Origin of the sequence: Neobacillus niacini, assembly GCF_030817695.1 — a bacterium.
GTDB lineage: Bacteria > Bacillota > Bacilli > Bacillales > Cytobacillaceae > Neobacillus > Neobacillus niacini_F.
In genome coordinates this window covers 3,175,448-3,199,399 of sequence record NZ_JAUSZQ010000002.1, presented here as the reverse complement: position 1 = coordinate 3,199,399, position 23,952 = coordinate 3,175,448, and the positions used below count along the sequence as shown (strand labels likewise).

Sequence of the window (23,952 nt, the reverse complement as noted above, 5' to 3'; positions counted from 1 at the left end):
AATGACTGCTTTGTTTCCTTTCTTGCATAAATCTAACAAAAAGTATTTTATTCCGATTTTTATAAAATGTAAACTTTTTACATATAAAAACCATGCTGTTATTTAATATGTTATTTTAGTTTTCTCCTTCTCACCCGACCCCTTTAGGCACAGCTGCGTTATTTTTTTTCGTTCTTTTTGTTGTTCTATCGCAGCAGCTAACATACGTAATCGCAGAAGTTGTGGGAGTTTTATCCATAAACCTGTTTTTATTTTCATATAGAAAACCTCCACGTATCTGTTGTATTAGTGTTAGTATTTCATTTGCATGGTGCCTTTTGGCTCAGTTGTTTTGTGAGTCATAAAAAATTCTCCTGAAAAACATTCATTTGTGACTTAAGACTATTGGAAGATTAAGTCAAACCAACTTTAGTCAACTTCTTCGTGAAAAGCTTCAGATGTCGTTAATTCATTACAATTCCAGCAATAACTTCTAGTACTTTCCCATTTTAAAAGTGGTTCACCACAATAAATGCACACAAGGTCCAACATTTTCATAAAGAATTCCTCCTTCAAAACAATTTCCAAAACAGTTCAGAAAATAAGCTATGATAACCATCAAATATATTTTGGAAACACACATAAGGATTGGCATAGGTTATGTTCCGAAAGATCATGGTGAAATATTAACGAAAGTTTCATGTGTTTTTCCAATGTCATTCCTGCGTTTTTATCTGTCCTATCTCCCAGTCAATACAAGAAGCAGCACAACAAATTTCATAGACCTTGTCATAATGGACAAATGACATTAATCACACACCTTCCTTGTAGTGTATTTAATCATTATTAGTCCTTTTGAACCTTTAAGAAAAAAGTGTAATAGAACACACCCCCTTAATTTATTTTATTAGCACTCGATCATGGTGAGTGCTAATTTCAATATTAATATATAAAAAAACGATAGAAAATTCAATATTTTAACTGTAAAAATTTTAAAAAAATCTTAATAGTAAAGGACCAAAAGGAAGGCAGTCTCCCCCGAATATAATCTTTCATCACCCAGTTAAGAACGAAGACCAAATAGGATAAAAAAACGAAGAATAGGGTGTATATATGTTAATAAAAGAAGCTTACAGTGATAGTTTACGATATGAAGAATCTTCATTAGCCCATTATATACACCATTTACTGGCAGAGAAGAAAATTTCATTAGATGATGACTTATCCAAATTAAATTTTGATCTAGCAAATCACCAGAAAGTTGCCGAAATGATTCGAAACAATGTATTAGGTATTTATAAGGTTCGAGTCTACTCACTTAAGATGAACCAAAAAGATTTTGTTTTTATCTTTGCACCCAGCGAGGAAGAGGCAATCCAGTATTATACAAAAACATTTCATCAAAAACCATGGAACTGTCATGAATCTTTACTAGATTTCCAGTTTTATAGAGGAAATGATGTAATTTCGTTTCGGGATATGAGGAGGGAATGCGAGAGTTTTCCTGCCATTGCGGGATATTATTCACGGGGTGATGAAGGTTTGATAGAAAAGAGGAGAGATTCATGAAAAAACGGATGGGTGATGTAGCTGTCATTATGGCAGCTACCATGCTAGCATTCTATAATCTTATGGGTATGAAGTGGATAGTTTCCTATCGGTTATTCAAAATGATAATGAAACGGATACCATTGTTTATACATCTAAACAAATCCAGCCCATGGCAGAAACGTTTTCTGATAAATTTGCCTTTATAGGTCCTAGCATCCTAAAATCACACGAGGTACTCGAAGGAAAAAAGAGCAGAAAGTTGATCTATATTTCATTGGGAACGGTGCTTAATCAAAATAAGGATTTCTATCAAAATTGCATCCAAGCATTTGCAGACAGTTCTTATGATGTTGTGATGTCAGTTGGGGAAAAGACAGACATTGCCTCGCTTGGCCGCATACCTGACAATTTTATAGTTAGAAACCATGTAGAACAGATTGCCATATTACAGAAGGCGGATGTATTTATTACCCATTGCGGTATGAATAGTGTCAATGAAAGCCTGTATTTTGGAGTTCCGATGGTATTATTCCCGTTACATAGCGAACAAAGGATAGTGGCAGAACTTGGTGCAGGTATAGAACTAAAAGGTAACAGACCAAAACATTTAGCAAAAGCAGCCGCTGATTTAATAGAGGATCAAACATTTCCGGAAAATGCACAGAAACTTTCTAGAACCTTTCGAAATGCAGGAGGAGCTGTAGAAGCAGCAAAGGTTATATTGGCAAAAATTGAGGTGAAACCCTGACTCCTTGGAATTCAAGCAGGTAAAAGTGCAGTCTCTACTGTGGCTTTAACATACAAAAAAGCACCATCCAAAATCGTTTAAAATTATATGAAAAGTCAGAAGAAGAAATGAGATACTAAATTTAAAGGTGGAAAATTAAATGGGGAAATATGGACAAGCTGCAGTCCGTGCAGTAACATTATTAAACTCGAAGAAAATGGCCTCACCATTAAATGCATGGAATCAAGCCACGATTGAAATTTTTGGAGAAGGAACTTCTAGTCAAGTAAAAGGATGCCCAAGAGGTGCATTTATTGGATTGTGTGAAGAAGGATTAATTCAAGGTATACCAGAAGGGAAATACTCTTATAAAAGTAATTCGAAAAATAAAGAATATGCAATGAAAGCTGTTGAACTGATCAGGAAAGATGCCAAGTTAGCTGATGATATTAATCACCTATGGAATGAAGTGATTGGAGGAAAAGAAAAGGTACATAATTACCAGATGGATGTGGTTGTTACCCTTAGGAATAATGGGTTGCTTGTAACTGACTAAATAGAAGGAATAACCCGAAAAACGTCATTAAATATGTTGTTTTTCGGGTTATTTTTATTTTGAACATAATTTTCCTTCCACTTGAAATCTCCAACAAAAGCTAAATAATAAAATATAAAGCATATAGTTAAGGACGGTTGATAACCATTGGTAATATTTAAAAGTATGAAAATGTTTAAAAGATTGAAAGTTGTGGTAAACATCCATAAAGATAGGAGATGATCGAATGGATGGACAAAAACAAAGTTACTATATCAATATTCAATCTAATGAAATTTTCACAGGACCTTTCGAGGGAGAGTGGGATTTTAAAATTGAAGCGACAGAATCTCAAATAAATTTCATTGAACGACTTTTTAATCGAATGGATGAAACAGATTGGGAAAGTTATTTTCGTTCACATATTCCTTATCTTGAATATCATCATCAGCCTCAAAATAAGGAATATGACCAGCGAATGCTGTGGATCTATACGACGCTTTATGAATTAGGTGATGAAAAAACCAGGGAACATATTAGAAAAATGGGAATTCTAAATGAAGATAGTACAAGGATTCAGAACAAAAGCTTTTAATCTTGCTGGAACCTAGCAAAATATATTAAATGGTGATTTTCTTACAAGAAGCAGTAAACGCGGTCAGTCCCATGCCTTGGGAAACTGGCTGCATTTTTTTGAAATTAATCAATTCTCTAGAAAAGGCTTGGTCCAAAATCCGGTATAAATATCCTTGATACTATCTTGCAGGGCTAGGCATTTATAATCTATTCAAATAAACTCTCTCCTTTTTTAGTGCTGGTTTTCTATTATTTTCCTAAAATTTGTGTAAAATAGAATTGAAAATAAAAAAGAATAGGTGAGAACATGAGTCAATTATCCGATTTTGTATCCCAGAATCATCATCAAAATGTTGAGGAATTAAAAGAATTACTTCGTATTCCTAGCATAAGTTCCTTGTCTGAGCATAAAGAGGACATTCAAAAAGCAGCTTCCTGGATCGCCAATAAGTTAGAAAGTATTGGTATGGAACACGTTGAAATCGTACAAACAAAAGGTCATCCAATTGTTTATGCCGACTGGCTTCATCAGGAAAATGCGCCCACTGTATTAGTATACGGTCATTATGATGTACAGCCCGTTGACCCGATTCACCTATGGGAAACCCCTCCGTTTGAACCAGACATCCGGGATGAAAAAATCTTTGCCAGAGGGGCCACAGACGACAAAGGTCAGACGTTCTTACATATTAAGGCCGTCGAAGCATTACTGAAAGTAGAAAATAAACTACCGGTAAATCTTAAATTTTGTATCGAAGGAGAAGAAGAAATCGGAAGTCCCAATCTTCCACAGTTTTTAGCAGAAAATAAAGAAAAACTTGCCTGTGATGTGGTGATCATTTCAGATTCTGACATGTGGGATAGAGGAGTTCCTGCGATTACTTATTCTCTAAGAGGTCTTTGCGCTCTTGAGGTTTCCCTTAAAACGGCAAATACTGATTTGCATTCAGGCATGTTCGGCGGGGGGGTTCAGAACGCTAACCATTTGTTAGTGCAGCTGCTTTCTACTCTTCATGATGCAAACGGAAAGGTAAATGTTGATCAGTTTTATGATGATGTTTTAGAATTAACGGAATTTGAAAAGGAACAAATTAAAGCACTGGGCTTTGATGAAGAAAAGCTAAAAAAATCGTTAGGGTTAACAGAATTAACGGGAGGGGAATCAAATTATCCATATCCTGAGAAAATCAGTTCTCGACCAACATTAGAATTAAACGGCATATGGGGTGGATTTCAGGGGGAAGGTACAAAAACCGTCATTCCAAACGAGGCACATGCCAAAATTACCTGCCGTCTAGTCAATAATCAAAATCCAGAAAAAATCCAGGGCTTAATCAAAAAGCATTTAGAAGAACAAGCACCAAAAGGATGCACCGTTAAAGTAACACTTCAAGATACGGGTAATCCATTCTTAACCCCAATCGATGATCCGATGATTCAAAAAGCTGCTCAAGCCTATGAAAAGGTATATGGAAAAGCACCTGTATATAAAAGAGAAGGGGGTTCCATTCCGATTGTATCGGATTTCAACCATACCCTAAATACTCCTGTTGTCTTAATGGGATTCGGGTTGCCAGATGAAAATCTCCATGCTCCGAATGAACATTTTAACTTAGAAAACTTTGATAAAGGAATATTAACGATTTGTACATTTTTAGAGTTAATCTGTGAATAGATAGGTAAAAGAGGGATCGCATAGCGTCCCTCTTTTTTGCTGATAAACCATTTCGGTTACGGTAAAAACCTTGAGGGACGGTTCTCATGGTTAAATCAACAAGAGGAATAGATAAAAAAGTGTGGAATATGCCAGTAAATCTCGGGTGCACCCCGAAATTCCTTTGTCATTAAACGTTCATAATTTTATGAATTAACTATGACCTTTTACTCCCTTTTTCAATATATCTTCAAGGTAGTTATTTTAAAATGGTTTAGCATCAAAATTTTTAAGTTCAAATAATAGTTTCTATTAAGTGAATATTGTCAGCAAATGACCTGATAATCAAGATAACAATAACCATTTGATAGATGTTATTGAGTCTGTTTGAAATTAAGTATAAGGGGAACGTAATTCTAAAAATCTTTTGAAGATGATGTTCGAAAAATACAGCAATACATAGAGGAAAATACAGAGAATAGTACTCAATATAATTTAGCATTTGTTCACGAAGTAGTCTATACGTATATCGATGGTGATTCATGGTTGACTTTGGCGCAAAGAGAAGTGGTCAAGGGTAGATTAACAGAGTTATCGGGCTACTTTATTGAAGAAACAGATGAAATGATTTGAACGGCTTTAACAGAGACATCAATCGTTCTCTTCCTCTAATCACAGGAGCGAGAATTTGTAGTCTGATACTGCAATAAATGCAAATATATTTAATTTGATGTAGTTACTTAAAAGACGAAAATCAATATATATATATATATGGAATCGATTGCATTAGGGGCTTTGCTCAAGTAAACTTATTTTAAGAATAAACAATGTAATTGATAAGGTGGTTTAATTAGCAAATGGCTACAATTTCAGATGTTGCAAAGTTATCGGGACAATCGAAAACGACCGTGTCTAGGGTTATAAATAATCATCCATATGTTTCCGAGGAGAAGAGGGAATTGGTCTTAAAGGCAATGGAAGAGCTGGGCTATACACCGAACCCTACTGCAAGGAGACTAAGAGGCCAGCTAACTACAACCATAGGGGTCATTGTTCCAAGAATCGTTAATCCATTCTTTTCCTATCTCGTGAATTCTATCGAAAATGCAGCCTACCAAAGGGGATATCAGGTATTAATAGCCCAAAGTAATGAGGACAAAGAAAAGGAACTGGCCTTTTTAAATCTGCTAAAGAACAAGCAGGTAGATGGGATCATCATGACATCAATTGAAAATGATTGGGAAATTATAGAACCATATACTAAGTATGGTTCCATCTTGCTGTGCAATGATTATGTCAATCAGGAAGTGGCCCCGATGATCCGCTTGGACCAAACAAAAGGGGCTTATTTAGGAATAAAACACCTGGTTGAAAAGGGACATCAAAAGATTGCTTATTGTACGGGTGGATTATTCGATGCACATGGGAGAGGGAGAGACCGCAATCTTGGCTTCCAAAAAGCAATGCAGGAAGCAAATGTAAAGATTAATCCAAGATGGATCTTTGTGGACCAACATACGATTGAAGATGGAAAAATAGTCTTGAAGCAAATTCTTGAGATGGATGACCGTCCCACGGCCATATTTACAGGAAGTGATGAGGTAGCTGCCGGAATCATCATCGAAGCGAAGGAGCATAGTCTATCCATCCCTCAAGATCTTGCCGTTGTTGGTTTTGACGACCAACCAATTGCAGAAATTTTGGATCCGAAATTGACCACGATTCGTCAACCTATGGATCAGATGGGGGAAAAGTCAGTTAAAGTCATGATTGAGTTGTTAGAAAACCCAAAAATGCCGATAAAAACATATGAGCTTCCGATTGAATTGATTGTCCGCCAATCGACGTAAGCGTAGTCTCGTGATTAAAAGTGAAATGTGGTATCGATTTCACTTTTTTATACCAGTAGCAGTAATGGTTGAAGAAATTATATGATATTAATGAAAAAGAAAGCGTTGACAGGTTAAACAATGGTAAATATAATGAAAATAGAACCGGTTCCAAAATTTTTCCGTGATTTATGGAATCGATACCATTTGCTATTTTAGTGGAATTCTACTTTATAAGCTCTAAATATAGAGTTTTATTTTTTAAAAACAATATGGAATCGATACCACATGAAATAGTAGAACAATTCATCTACAACAGGAGGGCAACATGGAGAAAAAATGGTGGCAAAAAGAAGTAATTTATCAAATTTATCCAAAGAGTTTTTATGACTCTAATAATGACGGAATTGGGGATATAAAAGGGATAACTCAAAAATTGGATTACCTCCAGTCACTCGGAATTACCATGATATGGATATGTCCAATTTATCAATCTCCGATGGCCGATAACGGATATGATATTTCGGATTATTATCAATTAAACCCAGAGTTTGGGGACATGAAAGATCTTGAAGAATTAATTGATAGGGCAAAAGAAAAAGGGGATTAAGATTGTCCTTGACTTGGTCATCAATCATACATCTGATGAACATCCATGGTTCCAAGACTTATTGGAGAATCCAAAGAATAGTAAATATAGGGATTATTACATTTTGAAGCCAGGAAAGAATGGGCAGCCCCCTACAAATTGGCGCTCAGTTTTTGGTGGAAGTGTATGGGAGCCCTTGAAAGGGACAGAAGAGTATTATTTTCATTCTTTCCATGTGAAACAACCTGACTTAAATTGGGAAAACAAGCAAGTACGCGAAGAATTATATAAAATGGTCAATTACTGGTTGGAAAAAGGTATTGCTGGATTTAGAGTGGATGCGATTACATTTATTAAAAAAGATCAAAGCTATGATAATATCCCTGCTGATGGAGTAGACGGGTTAGGTAAATGTACAAAGAAAACGCGGAATCGACCCGGAATTGATGTTTTCTTACATGAGTTAAATAAAGAAACTTTCTCTAAATATAATTGTGTAACCATTGGTGAAGCCCCAGGGGTTCCTTATGAGCAATACGGTGATTATATTGGGGAGAATGGATACTTTTCCATGATTTTTGACTTTAAATACGCAGACCTTGATGTTGCTTCTGGCAGTGAGTGGTTTAAGAGGGTCGACTGGAATGTATTAGATTTAAAAAAATTAATCTTTACTAGTCAAAATGAAATTCAAAAAGAGGGATGGGGAGCTAATTTTATAGAGAATCATGACCAGAATCGAGCTATTAGCAAGTATATAAAAGAAGAAGAGAATCGAACTTTCTATTCAGCAACGATGCTTGGTGCAATGTATTTCAATCTTAGAGGGACACCTTTTATCTACCAAGGTCAGGAAATTGGTATGACCAATTTTAAACGACAAAGCATTGAGGAATTTGACGATATATCAAGTATTGATCAGTACTATCGTTCCATGGACGAAGGCTTTAGTTCAGAAGAAGCATTACACTTTATTAACCTGCGAAGCCGTGATAATTCTAGAACACCATTCCATTGGAGTGCACAGGAATATGGCGGATTTTCAAAAGTCCAACCATGGTTGGGAATGAATGATAATTACAAAACGATTAATGTGGAGCAACAAGAACAAGACCCAAATTCCATTCTTAATTTTTATAAAAAAATGGTTCAAGTGAGACAATCAAAAGAATCTCTTATTTATGGAGAGATTAAACCTATTTTAGAAGAACATCCAACCATTATTGCCTATAAACGAAAATTGGATGCCGAAGAAGTGGTTTGTTATTTCAACTTTTCACCTGAAACTGAGAATGTTGAACTGGAATCTTATGAATATGATATCCTTCTTACTAACTACAAAGAAGAAAGCGCAACAATCACGGAGCAAGAATATACATTAAAACCATATCAGGCACTAGTACTCTTAAAAAAGGAAGCGAATTAGCATGAGTGAAAATAAGTATGAACGTATAGGAAAAGAGATAGTTAACGTTATCGGCATCAATAATATCGAATCGTGTACACATTGTGCCACAAGATTACGCATTTCCGTTAAAGATCGTGAAATGATCGATGATGAAGCGATCGAGAGAATCGATGAAGTCAAGGGTGTTTTTTATAATGCTGGTCAATACCAGATTATTTTGGGTACGGGAACGGTAAATAAAGTCTATGCTGCGCTAAGAGGGAATCAACCTGATCCGATGGATGAGCAGCCCAATAAGGAAGCTTCATCTAGCAGAAAGGAAAAGGGAATAAGAAGGGCTGTCCGGACTTTAGCAGATATATTTATCCCTATTATTCCTATTATTGCAGCTACAGGCTTATTTCTTGGTTTAAAAGGTGTATTGTTCAGTGACGCCTTCTTAGGTCTGATGGACATGAGTCCAAATGATATTCCTGAAAATCTAAAGACCCTTACATCTGTATTAACAGACACTGCGTTTGCCTTTTTACCAGCTTTGATATGCTGGTCAGCATTTAGGAATTTTGGCGGTATGCCAGTAATTGGTTTTGTCCTTGGGTTAATGCTCGTTTCTCCTGCCCTTCCAAATGCTTATGCGGTAGCAGATGTTAATAGTGGAGTAGAACCACTAATGGCTTTTGGTTTTATTCCGGTTGTGGGTTATCAAGGTAAAGTATTGACAGCACTTGTGGTTGGGATTTTAGGTGCAAAACTTGAGAAAAAGCTGCGGGCTATCATGCCAAATGCATTAGATTTAATTTTTACTCCTTTCTTTGTTTTATTAACGATGATGATTACTGGTTTACTCATCATTGGTCCTTTATTACATTTTGTGGAATCAGGATTAGTAACGGTTATTACTAACCTTATTAGTGCTCCTCTTGGTATTGGGGGTCTGTTAATTGGTTTCCTCTATCCGTTAGCAGTCATGACGGGAATGCATCATTTGTTTATTGCAATTGAGACAACGTTACTTGCCAATACTGGGTTTAATCCGCTGATTACTCTATGTGCCATGTATGGATTTGCCAATGCAGGTGTTTGTTTAGGGATTACCTTAAAAGCAAAAAAGAAAACAGTCAAGGTAACAGGGATGAGTGCAACGTTAACCCAATTACTTGGTGTTAGTGAACCAGCATTGTTTGGTGTCGTTATGAGGTATAGTATGAAACCACTTTATGTGATGATTGCTTGTTCAGCTTTCGGGGGTGCGATTCTTTCAATCTTGAATATTAAAGCTAATTCGTATGGATTGGCTGTTGTCCTTTCTCCTTTAATGTACATTTATGAGTGGAACCAGCTTGCGGTATATGTTGTCGTATCCATATTAATTTTTGCAGCTGCCTTAATAATTACTTACCTTTTTGCAGTACCAAAAGCAGTGATGGAAATGGACCAGGATCACAGTAAAAGTAGAGCTAGTTAATTGATGCTATTAAAATAATTTTTGTTTTTTACGAGTTGCACTATAGCAACTCGTTTTTTCGTGTAAATTAGTCTAGGACGAAATGTACACTATGGCATGGACAATAGAAGAACGCTATCCAACGTATGACAGTATGACCCAAGTAGAACAAAAGAAGCTTGAAGCATTAGTTTCGGACAGTATATGGCGGCAAAAATACACATTCAACCGAAATATGGACTGTTAAATGATCCTAATGGCTTTGTCTGGTATAACGGACGTTATTATTTGTTTTATCAATGGTTCCCTTTTGGAGCTGTTCATGGGATGAAGCATTGGTTCCAGACAGAATCCTTTGATCTTGTAAACTGGGAAAATATAGGGGTTGCACTAAAACCCGAATATGGTTATGAAAGTCACGGCCTATATTCTGGTAGTGGGTTTGTTCATAATCAACATCTATATTTAGAGGGAGTTTAGTTGAACAAGGTAACACATTAGTGGTTTCCTTAGTGGAAAACATTCATAATAGGCACTGTAGTATTTGCATTATTCTCTACATTTGTTGGAGAGGGATTTTTTTCAAGGGTTGGGGATTTATGTATAGTTAAAATAGAAGCATATTTACTCTGTCAATCTTATGCGTTTTTAGGAATATTAGTAAAATTCCTACTAGAAAAATTTAAAATGATTGAGGTTATTTCTAAAAATAAAGAATAATATTCTTGTTAAGCAAACGGAGCATTTCTTAAAGAGGGAGAAATACTCTTTTTTGTTGAAAAAAGGCTCAGTAAAAGAGAGACTTGGGTAAAATAGACTGACAATTACATTACATTATTCTTATGTTTACAACAGTATGGTGGAGTAAACGTTTACTAGGTTGGGTATATACCCAACCATTACCTGTAGAAATGTTAAAAGAAGTACAATATAATAGAAAAAACTTAATAAAAAATTCACCGGGCCTATTGGTAGAAGTGGCTCCTTTTTCATATATTCATAGTCAAAGATAGTCAAAGTAAAAAGGAGGATGGAATTATGATTTGTCAAAACTGTCAAACATCGCCAGCGAGTTATCAGTTAAACTTCTCATTTAATCACGGTCAAAGCCAAATTGGTTTGTGTGCGGAATGCTATGATATCGCAAAACAAAAAATGGAAAACGGCTCCATTCAACTTGACAACCAAATGTTCAATCTGTTGGACACAGATGGCAGCCAGCCCGAGCAAAACAAAAATGTCCATTTAACCAAGCCAAAGAAACGAAAAAAAAATAGCTTTCTTGATCAACATGGACGGAACTTGACGAATGAAGCAAAAGAAGGGCGAATTGATGTCGTGATCGGTAGAGATCAAGAAATTGAACGTATCCTTCAAATATTAAACCGTCGTACAAAAAATAATCCGGTCTTAATCGGTGAGGCTGGTGTTGGGAAAACAGCGATCGTTGAAGGCCTTGCCCTTCAAATCGTCAAAGGCAAAGTACCGGCGAAACTAAAAACGAAAGAAGTATATTTGCTAGACATCAGTTCACTTGTAGCAGGTACATCCTACAGAGGACAATTTGAAGAAAAAATGAAAAAACTTATTGCTGAATTACAACAACGTAAAAACGTCATTTTGTTCATTGATGAACTGCACATGATGGTTGGTGCTGGAGGTACTTCTGACGGTTCAATGGATGCAGGGAATATATTAAAACCAGCGTTAGCTCGCGGTGATATTCAAATTGTTGGCGCAACAACGATGAAAGAATATCGCATGATTGAAAAAGATCCTGCACTTGAGCGTCGCTTCCAATCGGTGATTGTGAAAGAACCGTCTGTAAATGAGGCGTTTGAAATTTTAAAAGGAATTCGGCCAGCATATGAAAAGTATCACGATGTAACGTATTCGGATGATGTCCTAAAAGCATGTGTGACACTATCAAAACGCTATATTCAAGATCGTTTCTTACCAGATAAGGCCATCGATTTAATGGATGAGGCCGGTGCAACACTAAACCTTGCTCATGGAGAGCTAGATGTTAACTATTTAAAACAGCGCTTAAAAGACATTACTGAAGAAAAACAACAAGCAACGAAATTAGAGCATTATGAAAAAGCGGCGATTCTTCGTGATGAAGAGAGAGAAATGAAACAAATATTATCTGAATACTCAGACAACATAACGAAAGGTATTACCGTAGAAATGGTCCAAGAGATTATTGAAAAAAGTACTGGAATCCCTGTACAAAAGCTACAAAAAGCAGAGCAACAAAAAATGAAAGACTTGAAAGAGAGACTAGCAAGTAAAATTATTGGTCAGGATAAAGCTATTGAAAAAGTAGCCAATGCAATCTTAAGGGCAAGTGTTGGGTTAAAACCGAAAACACGTCCAACCGCTTCATTTTTATTCTTAGGTCCAACAGGTACAGGTAAAACCGAATTGACGAAAACTCTTGCCGCCGAATTATTCGGCAGTAAAGATGCGATGATTCGCCTAGATATGAGTGAATATATGGAAAAACATTCTGTCTCTAAGCTCATTGGTTCACCTCCTGGCTATGTCGGACATGAAGACGCAGGTCAGTTAACGGAACAAATTCGCCGAAACTCTTATTCCATAATTCTGCTGGATGAAATCGAAAAAGCACACCCAGATGTGATGAATGTGTTTCTTCAAATCATGGAAGATGGCAGGTTAACAGATAGCCAAGGAAGAGTTGTAAGCTTTACGGAAACGATTATCATCATGACTTCAAACGCAGGTGTTGGAAACAAAACTTTAGGGCCGATTGGTTTTGGCAGCGATGAACAGCAAGGAGCAGAGTCAAATATTGTCGATAAAATCGGAAATCACTTTAAGCTTGAATTCTTAAACCGTATTGATTCGATTATTGAGTTTAACCACCTACAAAAAGAGAACCTTGTGGAAATTATCGAGATTATGATGGCGGAGCTTAAAGAAACATTAGAGGAACAAGGGATTTCCATTGAAATCGATAAGGAAGCAAAAGAAAAGATTGCCGAATTAGGATATAGCAATGTGTTTGGTGCTCGTCCACTTCGACGTGTCATTCAAGAGAAAATTGAAGATAAAATCACTTCTTTAATTATAAATAGCGAAAACGTAACTACGATCACTGTCTCAGTAGAAAATAATAATATTAACGTAGCATAAGGATAGATGATCTTCATCTATCCTTTCAGCTTGTCGAGAAACCCCACTTTTCAAATCAGTGGGGTTCCTCTTATAAATAGATCATTCAATGTTGGAACAAAAAACGATTTCTATAGGCTTCAATATGGTAATTTTAATTAAATTAACGAAGTGTTTTGATAAGTTTGTGAAGGATTACACTTAAAGTAACGGGTGCGTTAATTCTAAAAGAGGGTCATCACATGATGGTCTTTTTTAAAATTTCAATACTAAAACTAGTGCTAATTATGGTATTAATTTTAGCATTTAATATTACCATTAATATTTTTTAACTTAAAGCTAACAGGCAGGTTCTAGTAGACATAAGCCTAGCGACAAAACAAAAGGTCGGTTAATGATTACCGGCCTTTTATGTACATATTCAATTAGGGTTTAGGTTTTTTTGGATTTTTGTTAACAGAATGTTTACTTAATTATCGCGAAAGAGGAACCAGTGAATACATTACCACCGGAATACTCAAAACCATCAGTCCCCTTACCATCGACCGTTCCGGAAACCGAGACATTATAGTAATCTTTGAAAGTTCCCTTAGAAAGTTTGATGTACTGGTCGAAATCGATCTGGACATTTTTGTCAGTGTATTTTGAGGTAGAATAACTCTTTGAATTGAACGCCCATGTAAGATTGATAGACTTAGTACCAGCAGGCCATTCATCCCCAGTGCAATTTCCTTCTTCATCGCAAGTAAAATCAACTTTATTTACATCTACTGTCTGATTCACTTTGGCTGTACCTTTGTTAATGTCAAAAACCACTTTGGTTGCTGGAACTACAGCGCTGCCATAATAGTATTCTTCTTTTTCATAATCGTAGGTTTGATAATAGAGGATGTAAGAATCCTTACCTTCAAAGTTAGTACTAAGTTCTACATGGGTATCGACAGTACCTTCTGACCCATAGAACGAAGCACTTTGAAAAGAGCCTTTGTATACAGGGGAATTGCTTTGCGCCATTGCTGGCAGGGCCATAGTCAAAAGGAACACAACTGTCAGAATTATTACTTTTACTTTTTTCATCACGAACCCCCAGATATTGGAAACCTAAACCACTGTCCTAATTGTACAATATGGAAGACAAAATGTACTTAAGTTAAGTTCGACAATTTCCGTACTTTAGTGCAATTATAAAAATGCCAGATTTTCTTTCTCCATCTTTCTCTATTAAAGGAGAATTGCAGAATTAGGGGAATATATCTTTTTTAAGAATGGAATTAAGGGGTTGGTTGAGAAGTTCAATCAAAATTCAGTAATTGCAAATATAAGTGAAAACAATAAAGAATTACAGTTTGAAGGAAAAAGAACAGTTGTGGCACATAAAAAATTATAAGATTATTGATTGTATATGAAGGATGAAATCGAAATGATTTCATCAATTTTATTATGTATTACATATTGTGAAGGATTGCACTTAAACTATCTGGCAGGTTAGTTTAAGTACATTCCTTCACAAAGTTACAGAAAAAGCCGATCATCCAAGTTTGGAAAATCGGCTTTTTTCATTTTAAACAATAACAATTGCGAAATACGGTTTCATCGCACCTTACTTAAACACCAAATAATTAGATGATACTGTATTGTTACCAATCGATTGGTTTTCCATCTCTAAAGAATCCTCCGGAAGGTCCTTCAGGTCCGATCGTCGCTAACCAAAGGATAGACTCCGCTGCTTGCTTTGGAGTTCTTGGAGCAGATGGTCCACCCATATCTGTACTGACCCACCCCGGACATACCGCGTTTATTTTGATATCTCCTTTGATTTCTGCAGCTACCAATTGTGTCAAACCATTCAAGGCAAGTTTAGACAACTTATAGGCGCCTACTCCTTGATGAGACATTTCTCTCATCTCCCCATATCCTGATGAAACATTAATGATTCTTCCATAGCCATGCTTTTCCATGATCGGAATAAAGGAATGAATGACATGGTAAGCGCCGAAGAAATTAGTTGCCATCGTTTTCTCTAGAATGGAAGCGTCCATAGTCAATAACTTTTCATTCTCATCCAAATACACGCCAGCATTATTAATCAATACATCTAATCTTCCATATCGCTCATTTACAGTAATCGCAGCTTGACGGATGCTTTCTTGATTGTCTACATCCATTACCACAAACGAAACGTCCATATTTAACTCCTTAAGTTTTTGCGTAGCTTCATGACCCACCTCTGGATTTCGACTTGCCAAAATGACCTTAAAACCTTTCTGAGCTAATTGTTTGACTAGTTCATATCCAATTCCTCGATTCCCGCCAGTGACAAGTGCAACTTTTATATCCTTTGACATTTAATATCCTCCTTTATTCGGCTACTAATCCTGAGCTAGAGTAAATTTTTCCACACCCTAGAAAGTTAATAAAAAAAGTAGGACAGGGAATATAAATCAATAATGAACAGAGAGCTCTTAAAGAATGTTGAATTTATTCCTTATCTGGAAAGTTGTTGTATAGGAGTAAACATGTAATTTCTAAGTAAGATAGTTACCAAACTTAGTATCAATGATACCAATTCTACAACCCAGTGCAAGTGTGTTACTTAACCCTTTTAGTAAATCACATGACCCTTATTATCCATACTTTTAATAGAAGCGGGTGGCTTTTTATAAAAGTATATCTCACTACATGACACGTCCTCGATGATAAAGCACTGGATACTTTGAGCTATATCGAGAAGCTGTCTACGACGTTTTAAAGACATAACTAAACCTGTTGGATTATGAAAAGTAGGTATTGTATAAATTATCTTGGGTTTATGTTTGTCACATAAATTTTGAAGTATATCCACTCGCATTCCGTCCTTATCAACAGGTACGGTAAGTATTGTAGCCCCCTCTGCCTCGAAAAACATCAATCGCTCCTGGATACGTAGGAGCTTCCATCACCAACCACATCCCCTGGTTCAACGAATGAAGTATTTCAATTCAACTGGTAATTTTTTAATAAATTAGAGCTTGCTTTAGAGTCAACTCCAAGGTGTAGGATAAGTTTTGTTCCAAGTACCCGCCATCATACGTATTAGGCAGAAAAATCCTGTCTTTGCTGGTGGCAGGCTATACACGTATGAAGCTTGAAGGAGGAAAGCATTATGAAAAAACTATTTTTTCCGGTCCTCGGATTGGTGATGTCTCTCACGCTTACTGCTTGCAACAGTAACAATGACACAAATGACATTTCCCAGCAGGAGCCATCTGGTGACACTTCCCGACAGGAGCCATCTGGGTATGACCATGAACTTGTCAAATTCCCTGAGAACTACGATAAGGGCATAAACTACGCGACTGTGATTCGAGGAAATGTCAGAGAGGAGGCTTATACGAGCCGGGAAGCGATCGAAGCAGTGCAGAACGGACAACCGATCCCGAACGGTACCGTAATTACTCTCGAAATCTATGAGGATGAAGAGCTTTTTGACATCTTCGTGATGGAAAAGCGCACTGGCTGGGGCGACCAGAACCCCCCCGACACCCCGCGAAACGGGGATTGGCTATACCAGGAATTCAATGCCGATAGGTCGGTGGGATACGACATAGGCATCGGTCGCTGCTTTACCTGCCACGCAAATCAGGAACGGGATAACTATGTGAACACGTTAGATGAGATGAAGAGTTATGAACTTGAGGATGTTACAGGAGCAAAGGACAGTAGTACAGAATCAAAGTTCGCAGTTATCCCTACGGAGGACTGGGAGGTAAAAGCGATAGGCGATGATCATGAAATAATCGATGATAAGGAAAAAGAGGGGATGATCCAGAATGTTCTTTTATCGTTTTATTTTCATCAGGAGAAGAACTGAGGGATGTGTTCCCATTTGAAGTGGCAAATTGTATGCATATCACCAGTAATACGTCCCCAAGGGGAAACACGAACCAGTGAGGTTGGCGCATTTATTGAGGCTACCTCCCTTCAATATATAATTCATGTTCTTTCCTCTTGACCACTATATTATGTGGACATGAAAGAAAATATTTTACCAAGGAATATAAATATCTAAAATTTCTAGAGATGCAATTAAATTTGAAAGAGGAGAAATTTTTGAATCGAAATATGTTAATCAAACTGGTCATTGATCTTGTCATGACAGTTCTCATGTTAGTGGCAATGGCTTACCATATTACTGGAAATACAATCCATGAACTGGTAGGAGTTTTCATGTTGATATTTTTTATTGTCCACAATATTTTAAATCGACGGTGGTATAAGACGATTATTAAGGGAAAGTACAATGCACAACGTATTCTGAAAATTGCGGTCAACATGCTTTTTCTTGTATCTATGGTTGTAGTGATGATAAGTTCCGTGCCGATTTCCCAAGACATCTTTCCCTTTTTCCCAATAAACAATGACATGAGTGTACGGCAGATACATGTTATGACTGCATATTGGGGATTTATCTTCATGGCTATCCATATAGGATTGTCCTGGGGGGCGATTATCAATGCAGTGCGAAAGATGACAGGCATTACCGGTACCAGTCGTATTCGTACAATTGCGTTGCGTGTCATAGCGGTGTTGATTGTTGTCTATGGTGTGAAGACTTCCTTCAAGACAGATATGGGTTCCAAGTTAACCATATATAATCCATTTGGTTGGAACTCTGATGAATCCACTATGGGATTTTTAATTGGTTACCTATCGGTCATGGGTATCTATATTTGTGGGACTCATTATGCTCTAAAATTTGTTAAGAAGCAGGAAAAAGCTAAGGCTAATAAAGAGAAGTTCATAAAATCTGATACAGATTGAAAAGCGGAGGATATCAAATGAATTAATTGAAGCCGGTCAAAATTACGGTTGGGCGATTATTGAAGGCGATGAGGAACAAGAAGGTATGGTTTCGCCCCTTTTTCACTTTTGGAGATGAAGCAACAGGGGCGCCATCTGGAATGGATTATTATGATAGTAAATTGTACGTAGCAGCATTAAGAGAATCTGCATTATTAGAATTTGATCTTTAAACCGGAGAACAACGGGAAGTAATATCTGGACTTGGTGGAATTCGAGATCAAATTGAATGGAGTAGCGATAAGTGCAAAATACCGTGACTGATTGAGATTTCTTGACTTAGAGTAAACTCTAAGTATTACTCTTGCTTTGTGTCGTAAATTAAAAGATAAAGAAGAAATAGACCATCAGATTTAATGGAGGCGGTTAAATTGACATATTCTATTGGAGAATTTTCTAAAATCGTTGGGGTGAGCGAACATACATTGCGGTTTTATGAAAAAGAAGGGTTAATAAGAGTAAACAGAGACGATAATAATGTCCGAATTTACTCAGATGAAGACAAATTATGGGTTGAAACTTTGCTCCACCTAAAAAAATCGGGGATGTCACTAAAAGACATGAAACAATTTATCATGTGGGGGTATATAGGGGATGAAACAATGGAAGAAAGGTTAGCACTACTTAAAAATCATCGCAAAAAAGTAGTGGAAGAATTCGAGAAGATTCGTCAAAGCTTAGAGTTTCTGGATACTAAAATAAATTTTTATGAAAATGAATTAGGAAACTGTTTCTCTTGAAAGTTAAGCAACCCGTTATTTTTTCAATTGCGTCTGACAGCTTTTAAAAATTTTTTCGAAAAAAAACTTGCTTTAGAGTGCACTCTAAGGAGTAACCTATTCTTGCTCCATTTAAATAAGAGGGTTTAATAAACCTTTATATATAAGGAGAAAATAACGTAGAAAATTAGGAGGAATAATTTATGAATAACAAGAAAGTTTGGTTTATCACTGGTGCTGGGCGTGGTATGGGCGTGGAGTTCACAAAAGCTGCCTTAGCCGCAGGTCATCAGGTCGTCGCTACAGGTCGTAATACCGATAAAGTAGCCAAAGTCCTCGGTGATGATGAAAATCTGCTGATTGTACAGCTGGATGTCACTAATCCTTCGGATGCCGAATCTGCCGTCAAGTTGGCAGTTAATCGATTTGGACGTATTGATGTATTGGTTAATAATGCAGGTAACTTTTATGGCGGCTTCTTCGAGGAACTAACCCCACAACAGATGGAACGCCAAATCAGTACCAACCTATACGGTCCTATGAACGTCACCCGTGCTGTGTTGCCTTTGATGCGTAAGGTTCGGTCTGGGCACATTATTTCAATTTCTTCTCTTGCAGGCTTGGTCGGAGGTGCGGGTGGTTCCGCTTATTCTGCTTCGAAGTTTGGTCTTGAGGGTTGGATGGAGTCGTTACGTGATGAAGTCGCTCCATTCGGTATCAAAACAACCATCGTTGAACCAGGTTTCTTCCGTACCGAACTTTTAGAGCCAGAATCAACATTCTGGGGTGACCTGTCTATCGATGACTACGCTGAGGGTAATGCACAAATCAAGGCTTTCTTTAAAGAAAAAAATAGAAAACAGGAAGGCGATCCTGTCAAACTTGCAAAGGCTCTAATTACCATTGTAAGTCAGGAAGAACCACCGTTCCGCTTGATTGCTGGTACGGATGCGATTGCTGGTGCTGAGCAGAAGGTAGCAGATCTCCAAGACCAGATCAACGCTTACCGTGATTTATCAACATCCCTTGCCTACGAGGATGCATAAATTTAAGTTATCGAGCTGGCTTGGAATGTGGTATCTTGGGGGAATATGCGAGTATAAAAAACGTACCTTTGAGCTGACTTCTCGCGATTAGCAGTGTAAATGGTTAGGGGGAGGTGTTCTACTTCCTTAACCTAAGAAAAATAGAAAGTTAACTATTAGCAAGTTTTCTATAAGGAAGGATGTCATTTATATGACAAATATTCAAGATAAGGTTGTCATTATTACGGGTGCCTCTAGTGGAATTGGTGAAGCTACTGCAAGAGAACTTGCATCTAAAGGTGCGAAGCTAGTGCTAGCTGCTCGACGCGAAGAGCGATTAAAGAAGTTACAAGAAGAGATTCAAAATAAAGGCGGGCAAGTCATTTACAAAGTGACCGATGTTGCCTCACAAGAACAAGTGGAAGAGCTTGCTAAATATACTCTTAAAGAATATGGGAAAATTGATGTAATGGTCAATAATGCAGGTGTAATGCCGCTATCACCTATTTCTCAATTAAAAATCAAGGAATGGGATACAATGATAGATGTTAACATCAAAGGTGTATTATATGGTATTGCTGCTGTTCTTCCATTCATGAGGGAAAGAAAAGAAGGGCATATCATTAACGTTTCCTCAATAGCTGGTCACTTAGTATTCCCTGCTAGCTCTGTTTATAGTGGTACAAAGTTTGCTGTACGAGCCATTACAGAAGGTCTTCGTAGAGAAGAGTATAGCAACAATATTCGTACAACCATTATATCGCCAGGGACTATTGATACAGAATTACTAGATGCCATTTCAGATTTAGAATTAAAAGCTGCATCCGTTGAAGCTAATAAAAAAGTTCAAATCGAGCCTGCTAGCATTGCTCGTGCCATTGCATTTGCCATTGAACAACCATCAGATGTAGCGATTAATGAGATGATCATTCGTCCAACAATTCAAGAACTCTAAAAAGAAAACATTTGTAATGAGGCAGCCCACTTTTTTGGGGGCTGCTTGTTCATTACCTTATACTTTGCAAATTATGAAAGGTTGAGAAATTTTTAAATTCAGATACATTTGCAATAGGACTTATTTCCATTGTAGTTGATTAGATAACATGCTTCCTCTGAACAATATACTTTTTATTTGTACGTTTAATGTTTAAGTAGGCAATTAAGACATTAATAAAATTAAAAAAGAGATTAAATTTTAAGTTTGTGAAGCATTGTACTTAACAAACGGGTGCTATAGTTTAACAATGAGACGACTGTCAATTGACGGTCTTTTTTTTGTCTATAAAGTGTCATAACTTATAGTATTGATAAAAAAGACCATCCAATTGAGGAATATATAACTACCATAAATGCACGCCCCATAGCAACAATGCTGGTTGGACGCCTACTTATAGTTGATCTCTCTTAAAAGTAAATTCTCCCCTTGATATTAGCTCGATAAAACTATTGATTGTCTTGTTTTGATTCTTACGAGTCAGTAAATAGGTGTGTGCAGACGGGAGAGAGAAGTATGGAAAAGGAATCATATCGATATTGCCCTTCTCGACCTGGTCTTTCACTGTTGAGAGCGGAAGAAAGGATATGCCCATCCCCTCCTTAATCCATTCAACGGAAACGTGTACCTTGCTTACCTTCATTGTTCTCACATTAGACACGTGTTGCCGTAGTTGAAATAACAGGTCATCCCAGTATAGTGGATGGTTATAGGTGAACAGTAAATTTTCATGAAAGATATCGTTCATACTTAACTCTCTTTCATTTCGTACACTAACGCCGCGTGGACCAACGAGAACAATTGGGTCGTTATATAATTCAATGCTTTCCAATTGTTCCTGCACGACGGGAATTCGTCCAATGCCGATGTCACACTCCTGATTGAACACGCTCGTTATTACTGAACTCGAATCCGTCACTTCAATTGAGAACTCTGTTTCTGGACTCACTTTGCGAAACTCTCTAATCCAACTGGGAAGATATGTTGTTGCAACGACCGTAGCTACAGAGATTTTGATGGTTTCCTGGTAACCCTGTAGACGCCTTGCGACATATTCTATGCTCTCGTTGTAGTTCTCCAAAATGGTTTTTGCATACTGTAAGAATCCGAGTCCTGTTGAATTTAATTGAACTGACCTACCGACGCGGTCGAACAGCTGAGTTTCAAGCTCGTCCTCAATATTTTGAATATGAAGCGTGACCGTCGATTGGGCAACATGGAGTCTGTCCGCAGTTCTCCTGAAATTTCCCTCTTCTGCAGCCGTTATAAATGTATTTAGCCAGTTAAGTTCCAAAGTGAATCTCCTCCTTACCACTACTATATTACCAGTTTTGATTGACTTTGTCGATTAAAACGTTCATAAACATTCATTATACATGAATGTTTTTTTATTCTATACTTGATTCAAGGGACAAACAGAGAGGGCGCAAATCGACCTTTTCTCTATAGTTTAAGCGTAAACAAAAAAATTAAAAGGATGGATGAAGAATGAGAAAGATTTATGTAGAACAGATTCGCGATGCTGTCTCTGTACTTTGCTGGGAGGCTTGCTATTACTTGCCGGAAGACATTGTAGAGGGATTTCATAAGGCTTTGGAAACAGAACAGTCTCCTTTGGGGAAGTCGATTCTTGAGCAGCTAATTGAAAACGCTAACTTGGCTGCTAAAGAAGACAGACCTTACTGCCATGATACAGGGCTTACCGTTGTTTATGCAGAAGTAGGACAGGAAGTACACATTGAGGGAGGAGATTTTGAAGCAGCGATTCATGAGGGCATTCGAAAAGGCTACAAGGAGGGATACCTTCGTAATTCGGTTGTAGGGGATCCATTACTCCGAATCAATACAAACGATAATACCCCGGGTGTGATACACACCAGAATCGTTCCAGGAGACAAGATTAAATTAACGGTTCTTCCTAAGGGTGGCGGAAGTGAAAATATGAGTGCGATGAAATTCTTACTCCCTGGAGAAGGAGTGTCCGGGGTGAAAAAATTTGTATTGGACACGATCGAAGCCGCTGGAGGAAGAGCATGTCCTCCTATCGTAGTGGGGGTAGGCGTTGGCGGGACCTTTGATAAGGTAACGGAGATTGCTAAAGAGGCAGTTCTGCGTGAAATTGGCGTGCATCATCATGAACCGCATATTGCTCAGCTAGAGAAAGAATTACTCGAAGAGATTAACAAGCTGGGAATTGGTCCGCAGGGACTGGGTGGTACGAACACGGCATTATGGGTAGCTGCTGAAACCTATGGATGCCATATTACAGCTCTTCCAGTAGCCGTGAATATCCAGTGCCATGCTGCACGTAAAAAATCTTATGTACTCTAAATTTGTAAAGGAAGGTGCTAATAAATGGCTAAAGTCTACTTACAAACGCCGCTAACTATTGAGGATGTTTTAAATTTATACGCAGGGGATGAAGTCTTCCTAAATGGAATTATTTATGTAGCAAGAGACGCTGCTCATAAGCGGTTTCTCGAGCTGTTGGACAAAAATCAACCACTTCCAGTGGATCTGAAAAACCATATCATCTTTTACGCTGGACCTACACCGCCTAAACCCGGTCAAGTGATTGGATCCATCGCTCCTACGACGGCTTCCCGCATGGACCCCTATACACCGGCGATGTTTGAATACGGGGTTAAGGGTGTGATCGGAAAAGGTCCGCGTGGTCAATCGGTGAAAGACGCATGCAAAGATCATGAAGCCATTTGTTTTTCTGCCGTTGGCGGGCTATCCGCTCTTTTAAGCGATAAAATCCAATCCGCAGAAGTAGTAGCATATGAAGATCTGGGTCCAGAGGCGGTTCGTCAACTCATTGTCAAGGATTTCCCAGTAATGGTAGTCTATGATGCACACGGTAACGATCTTTATGAGCAGGAAATCGCTAAGTATCGATCAATAGAAAAAGTAATAGGGCACCATTAAAGGATAAAAAA

Annotated in this window: 25 protein-coding genes and 1 pseudogene; 20 read left to right on the top strand and 6 right to left on the bottom strand. The window is 37.5% G+C overall.

Annotated elements, in window-relative coordinates:
• Positions 1 to 102 precede the first annotated feature (102 nt).
• Together QFZ28_RS16280 and QFZ28_RS16275 are read right to left on the bottom strand one after the other, a co-directional pair.
• A complete protein-coding gene (locus tag QFZ28_RS16280; RefSeq protein WP_307195606.1) occupies positions 103 to 258 on the bottom strand; it encodes a hypothetical protein in 156 nt (51 codons plus the stop codon).
• 150 nt (positions 259 to 408) lie between these two features.
• The gene (locus QFZ28_RS16275) at positions 409 to 537 is read right to left on the bottom strand and encodes a hypothetical protein (protein ID WP_307195605.1); all 129 of its coding nucleotides are present in this window, start codon (positions 535 to 537) and stop codon (positions 409 to 411) included.
• A gap of 555 nt (positions 538 to 1,092) precedes the next feature.
• Here QFZ28_RS16275 and QFZ28_RS16270 point away from each other — a divergent pair.
• From QFZ28_RS16270 to QFZ28_RS16220, 11 genes are all read left to right on the top strand, one after another.
• A complete protein-coding gene (locus QFZ28_RS16270) occupies positions 1,093 to 1,548 on the top strand; it encodes a hypothetical protein (RefSeq protein WP_307195604.1) in 456 nt (151 codons plus the stop codon).
• A gap of 73 nt (positions 1,549 to 1,621) precedes the next feature.
• Positions 1,622 to 2,278: a nucleotide disphospho-sugar-binding domain-containing protein gene (locus tag QFZ28_RS16265; RefSeq protein WP_307195603.1), complete on the top strand. Its 657-nt coding sequence runs from the start codon at positions 1,622 to 1,624 to the stop codon at positions 2,276 to 2,278.
• A 139-nt stretch (positions 2,279 to 2,417) separates the two neighbouring features.
• Entirely contained in the window at positions 2,418 to 2,813 is a 396-nt protein-coding gene (locus QFZ28_RS16260; RefSeq protein WP_307195602.1) for a DUF6979 family protein, read from the top strand.
• 226 nt (positions 2,814 to 3,039) lie between these two features.
• A complete protein-coding gene (locus tag QFZ28_RS16255; RefSeq protein ID WP_307195601.1) occupies positions 3,040 to 3,387 on the top strand; it encodes a hydrolase in 348 nt (115 codons plus the stop codon).
• 288 nt (positions 3,388 to 3,675) lie between these two features.
• Positions 3,676 to 5,043 carry a dipeptidase gene (locus QFZ28_RS16250; RefSeq protein ID WP_307195600.1) on the top strand — a complete coding sequence of 456 codons (1,368 nt, stop codon included), beginning with the start codon at positions 3,676 to 3,678 and terminating at the stop codon, positions 5,041 to 5,043.
• Between the two features lie 836 nt (positions 5,044 to 5,879).
• Positions 5,880 to 6,872, top strand: a complete 993-nt coding sequence (locus tag QFZ28_RS16245; RefSeq protein ID WP_307195599.1) for a LacI family DNA-binding transcriptional regulator — start codon at positions 5,880 to 5,882, stop codon at positions 6,870 to 6,872.
• A gap of 307 nt (positions 6,873 to 7,179) precedes the next feature.
• Positions 7,180 to 7,461 (top strand): alpha-amylase family glycosyl hydrolase, encoded by a 282-nt coding sequence (locus QFZ28_RS16240; RefSeq protein ID WP_307195598.1) that lies wholly within the window; start codon positions 7,180 to 7,182, stop codon positions 7,459 to 7,461.
• On the top strand, positions 7,433 to 8,866 hold the full coding sequence (locus QFZ28_RS16235; RefSeq protein ID WP_307195597.1) for a glycoside hydrolase family 13 protein: 1,434 nt from the start codon (positions 7,433 to 7,435) through the stop codon (positions 8,864 to 8,866). Before QFZ28_RS16240 ends, QFZ28_RS16235 begins: the two co-directional genes overlap by 29 nt.
• Position 8,867: 1 nt before the next feature.
• The gene (locus QFZ28_RS16230) at positions 8,868 to 10,313 is read left to right on the top strand and encodes a PTS transporter subunit EIIC (protein WP_307195596.1); all 1,446 of its coding nucleotides are present in this window, start codon (positions 8,868 to 8,870) and stop codon (positions 10,311 to 10,313) included.
• Between the two features lie 183 nt (positions 10,314 to 10,496).
• Entirely contained in the window at positions 10,497 to 10,772 is a 276-nt protein-coding gene (locus QFZ28_RS16225; RefSeq protein WP_307195595.1) for a hypothetical protein, read from the top strand.
• 558 nt (positions 10,773 to 11,330) lie between these two features.
• Positions 11,331 to 13,454 carry an ATP-dependent Clp protease ATP-binding subunit gene (locus tag QFZ28_RS16220; RefSeq protein WP_307195594.1) on the top strand — a complete coding sequence of 708 codons (2,124 nt, stop codon included), beginning with the start codon at positions 11,331 to 11,333 and terminating at the stop codon, positions 13,452 to 13,454.
• Between the two features lie 444 nt (positions 13,455 to 13,898).
• Here QFZ28_RS16220 and QFZ28_RS16215 read toward each other — a convergent pair whose 3' ends face one another.
• The gene (locus QFZ28_RS16215; RefSeq protein WP_307195593.1) at positions 13,899 to 14,510 is read right to left on the bottom strand and encodes a hypothetical protein; all 612 of its coding nucleotides are present in this window, start codon (positions 14,508 to 14,510) and stop codon (positions 13,899 to 13,901) included.
• Positions 14,511 to 14,664: 154 nt separating this feature from the next.
• Here QFZ28_RS16215 and QFZ28_RS16210 point away from each other — a divergent pair, with 154 nt between their 5' ends.
• On the top strand, positions 14,665 to 14,820 hold the full coding sequence (locus tag QFZ28_RS16210) for a DUF2187 family protein (protein ID WP_373428144.1): 156 nt from the start codon (positions 14,665 to 14,667) through the stop codon (positions 14,818 to 14,820).
• A 250-nt stretch (positions 14,821 to 15,070) separates the two neighbouring features.
• Here QFZ28_RS16210 and QFZ28_RS16205 read toward each other — a convergent pair whose 3' ends face one another.
• Together QFZ28_RS16205 and QFZ28_RS16200 are read right to left on the bottom strand one after the other, a co-directional pair.
• Positions 15,071 to 15,778, bottom strand: coding sequence for an SDR family oxidoreductase (locus QFZ28_RS16205; protein WP_307195591.1), 708 nt, complete (start codon positions 15,776 to 15,778; stop codon positions 15,071 to 15,073).
• Between the two features lie 210 nt (positions 15,779 to 15,988).
• Positions 15,989 to 16,400, bottom strand: a pseudogene (locus QFZ28_RS16200) (aminotransferase class I/II-fold pyridoxal phosphate-dependent enzyme); the annotation flags it as partial.
• A 175-nt stretch (positions 16,401 to 16,575) separates the two neighbouring features.
• Between QFZ28_RS16200 and QFZ28_RS16195 the strand changes: the two are divergent.
• From QFZ28_RS16195 to QFZ28_RS16170, 6 genes are all read left to right on the top strand, one after another.
• A complete protein-coding gene (locus tag QFZ28_RS16195) occupies positions 16,576 to 17,283 on the top strand; it encodes a cytochrome P460 family protein (RefSeq protein WP_307195590.1) in 708 nt (235 codons plus the stop codon).
• 239 nt (positions 17,284 to 17,522) lie between these two features.
• Positions 17,523 to 18,233 carry a DUF4405 domain-containing protein gene (locus tag QFZ28_RS16190; protein ID WP_307195589.1) on the top strand — a complete coding sequence of 237 codons (711 nt, stop codon included), beginning with the start codon at positions 17,523 to 17,525 and terminating at the stop codon, positions 18,231 to 18,233.
• A gap of 26 nt (positions 18,234 to 18,259) precedes the next feature.
• Positions 18,260 to 18,445 carry a hypothetical protein gene (locus QFZ28_RS16185; protein ID WP_373428081.1) on the top strand — a complete coding sequence of 62 codons (186 nt, stop codon included), beginning with the start codon at positions 18,260 to 18,262 and terminating at the stop codon, positions 18,443 to 18,445.
• A 198-nt stretch (positions 18,446 to 18,643) separates the two neighbouring features.
• A complete protein-coding gene (locus tag QFZ28_RS16180) occupies positions 18,644 to 19,012 on the top strand; it encodes a MerR family transcriptional regulator (protein ID WP_307195588.1) in 369 nt (122 codons plus the stop codon).
• Between the two features lie 182 nt (positions 19,013 to 19,194).
• Positions 19,195 to 20,037, top strand: coding sequence for an SDR family NAD(P)-dependent oxidoreductase (locus QFZ28_RS16175; protein ID WP_307195587.1), 843 nt, complete (start codon positions 19,195 to 19,197; stop codon positions 20,035 to 20,037).
• Between the two features lie 190 nt (positions 20,038 to 20,227).
• Positions 20,228 to 20,971 carry an SDR family oxidoreductase gene (locus QFZ28_RS16170; RefSeq protein ID WP_307195586.1) on the top strand — a complete coding sequence of 248 codons (744 nt, stop codon included), beginning with the start codon at positions 20,228 to 20,230 and terminating at the stop codon, positions 20,969 to 20,971.
• Positions 20,972 to 21,404: 433 nt separating this feature from the next.
• Here the strand turns inward: QFZ28_RS16170 and QFZ28_RS16165 are convergent, their stop codons facing one another.
• Positions 21,405 to 22,304 carry a LysR family transcriptional regulator gene (locus tag QFZ28_RS16165; RefSeq protein ID WP_307195585.1) on the bottom strand — a complete coding sequence of 300 codons (900 nt, stop codon included), beginning with the start codon at positions 22,302 to 22,304 and terminating at the stop codon, positions 21,405 to 21,407.
• 194 nt (positions 22,305 to 22,498) lie between these two features.
• Between QFZ28_RS16165 and QFZ28_RS16160 the strand changes: the two genes are divergently transcribed.
• Both QFZ28_RS16160 and QFZ28_RS16155 read left to right on the top strand, forming a co-directional pair.
• Positions 22,499 to 23,341, top strand: coding sequence for a fumarate hydratase (locus QFZ28_RS16160; RefSeq protein WP_307195584.1), 843 nt, complete (start codon positions 22,499 to 22,501; stop codon positions 23,339 to 23,341).
• 24 nt (positions 23,342 to 23,365) lie between these two features.
• Positions 23,366 to 23,941, top strand: a complete 576-nt coding sequence (locus tag QFZ28_RS16155; protein ID WP_307195583.1) for a Fe-S-containing hydro-lyase — start codon at positions 23,366 to 23,368, stop codon at positions 23,939 to 23,941.
• The last annotated feature ends 11 nt before the right edge of the window (positions 23,942 to 23,952 follow it).

Bases quoted from the DNA above. Each gene is read 5' to 3' on its own strand.
- QFZ28_RS16170 (WP_307195586.1), top strand. From the start codon at position 20,228: ATGACAAATATTCAAGATAAGGTTGTCATTATTACGGGTGCCTCTAGT.
- QFZ28_RS16280 (WP_307195606.1), bottom strand. From the start codon at position 258: ATGAAAATAAAAACAGGTTTATGGATAAAACTCCCACAACTTCTGCGA.
- QFZ28_RS16225 (WP_307195595.1), top strand. From the start codon at position 10,497: ATGGCGGCAAAAATACACATTCAACCGAAATATGGACTGTTAAATGAT.
- QFZ28_RS16175 (WP_307195587.1), top strand. From the start codon at position 19,195: ATGAATAACAAGAAAGTTTGGTTTATCACTGGTGCTGGGCGTGGTATG.
- QFZ28_RS16155 (WP_307195583.1), top strand. From the start codon at position 23,366: ATGGCTAAAGTCTACTTACAAACGCCGCTAACTATTGAGGATGTTTTA.
- QFZ28_RS16160 (WP_307195584.1), top strand. From the start codon at position 22,499: ATGAGAAAGATTTATGTAGAACAGATTCGCGATGCTGTCTCTGTACTT.
- QFZ28_RS16275 (WP_307195605.1), bottom strand. From the start codon at position 537: ATGAAAATGTTGGACCTTGTGTGCATTTATTGTGGTGAACCACTTTTA.
- QFZ28_RS16260 (WP_307195602.1), top strand. From the start codon at position 2,418: ATGGGGAAATATGGACAAGCTGCAGTCCGTGCAGTAACATTATTAAAC.
- QFZ28_RS16215 (WP_307195593.1), bottom strand. From the start codon at position 14,510: ATGAAAAAAGTAAAAGTAATAATTCTGACAGTTGTGTTCCTTTTGACT.
- QFZ28_RS16250 (WP_307195600.1), top strand. From the start codon at position 3,676: ATGAGTCAATTATCCGATTTTGTATCCCAGAATCATCATCAAAATGTT.
- QFZ28_RS16255 (WP_307195601.1), top strand. From the start codon at position 3,040: ATGGATGGACAAAAACAAAGTTACTATATCAATATTCAATCTAATGAA.
- QFZ28_RS16220 (WP_307195594.1), top strand. From the start codon at position 11,331: ATGATTTGTCAAAACTGTCAAACATCGCCAGCGAGTTATCAGTTAAAC.
- QFZ28_RS16230 (WP_307195596.1), top strand. From the start codon at position 8,868: ATGAGTGAAAATAAGTATGAACGTATAGGAAAAGAGATAGTTAACGTT.
- QFZ28_RS16205 (WP_307195591.1), bottom strand. From the start codon at position 15,778: ATGTCAAAGGATATAAAAGTTGCACTTGTCACTGGCGGGAATCGAGGA.
- QFZ28_RS16270 (WP_307195604.1), top strand. From the start codon at position 1,093: ATGTTAATAAAAGAAGCTTACAGTGATAGTTTACGATATGAAGAATCT.
- QFZ28_RS16245 (WP_307195599.1), top strand. From the start codon at position 5,880: ATGGCTACAATTTCAGATGTTGCAAAGTTATCGGGACAATCGAAAACG.
- QFZ28_RS16240 (WP_307195598.1), top strand. From the start codon at position 7,180: ATGGAGAAAAAATGGTGGCAAAAAGAAGTAATTTATCAAATTTATCCA.
- QFZ28_RS16195 (WP_307195590.1), top strand. From the start codon at position 16,576: ATGAAAAAACTATTTTTTCCGGTCCTCGGATTGGTGATGTCTCTCACG.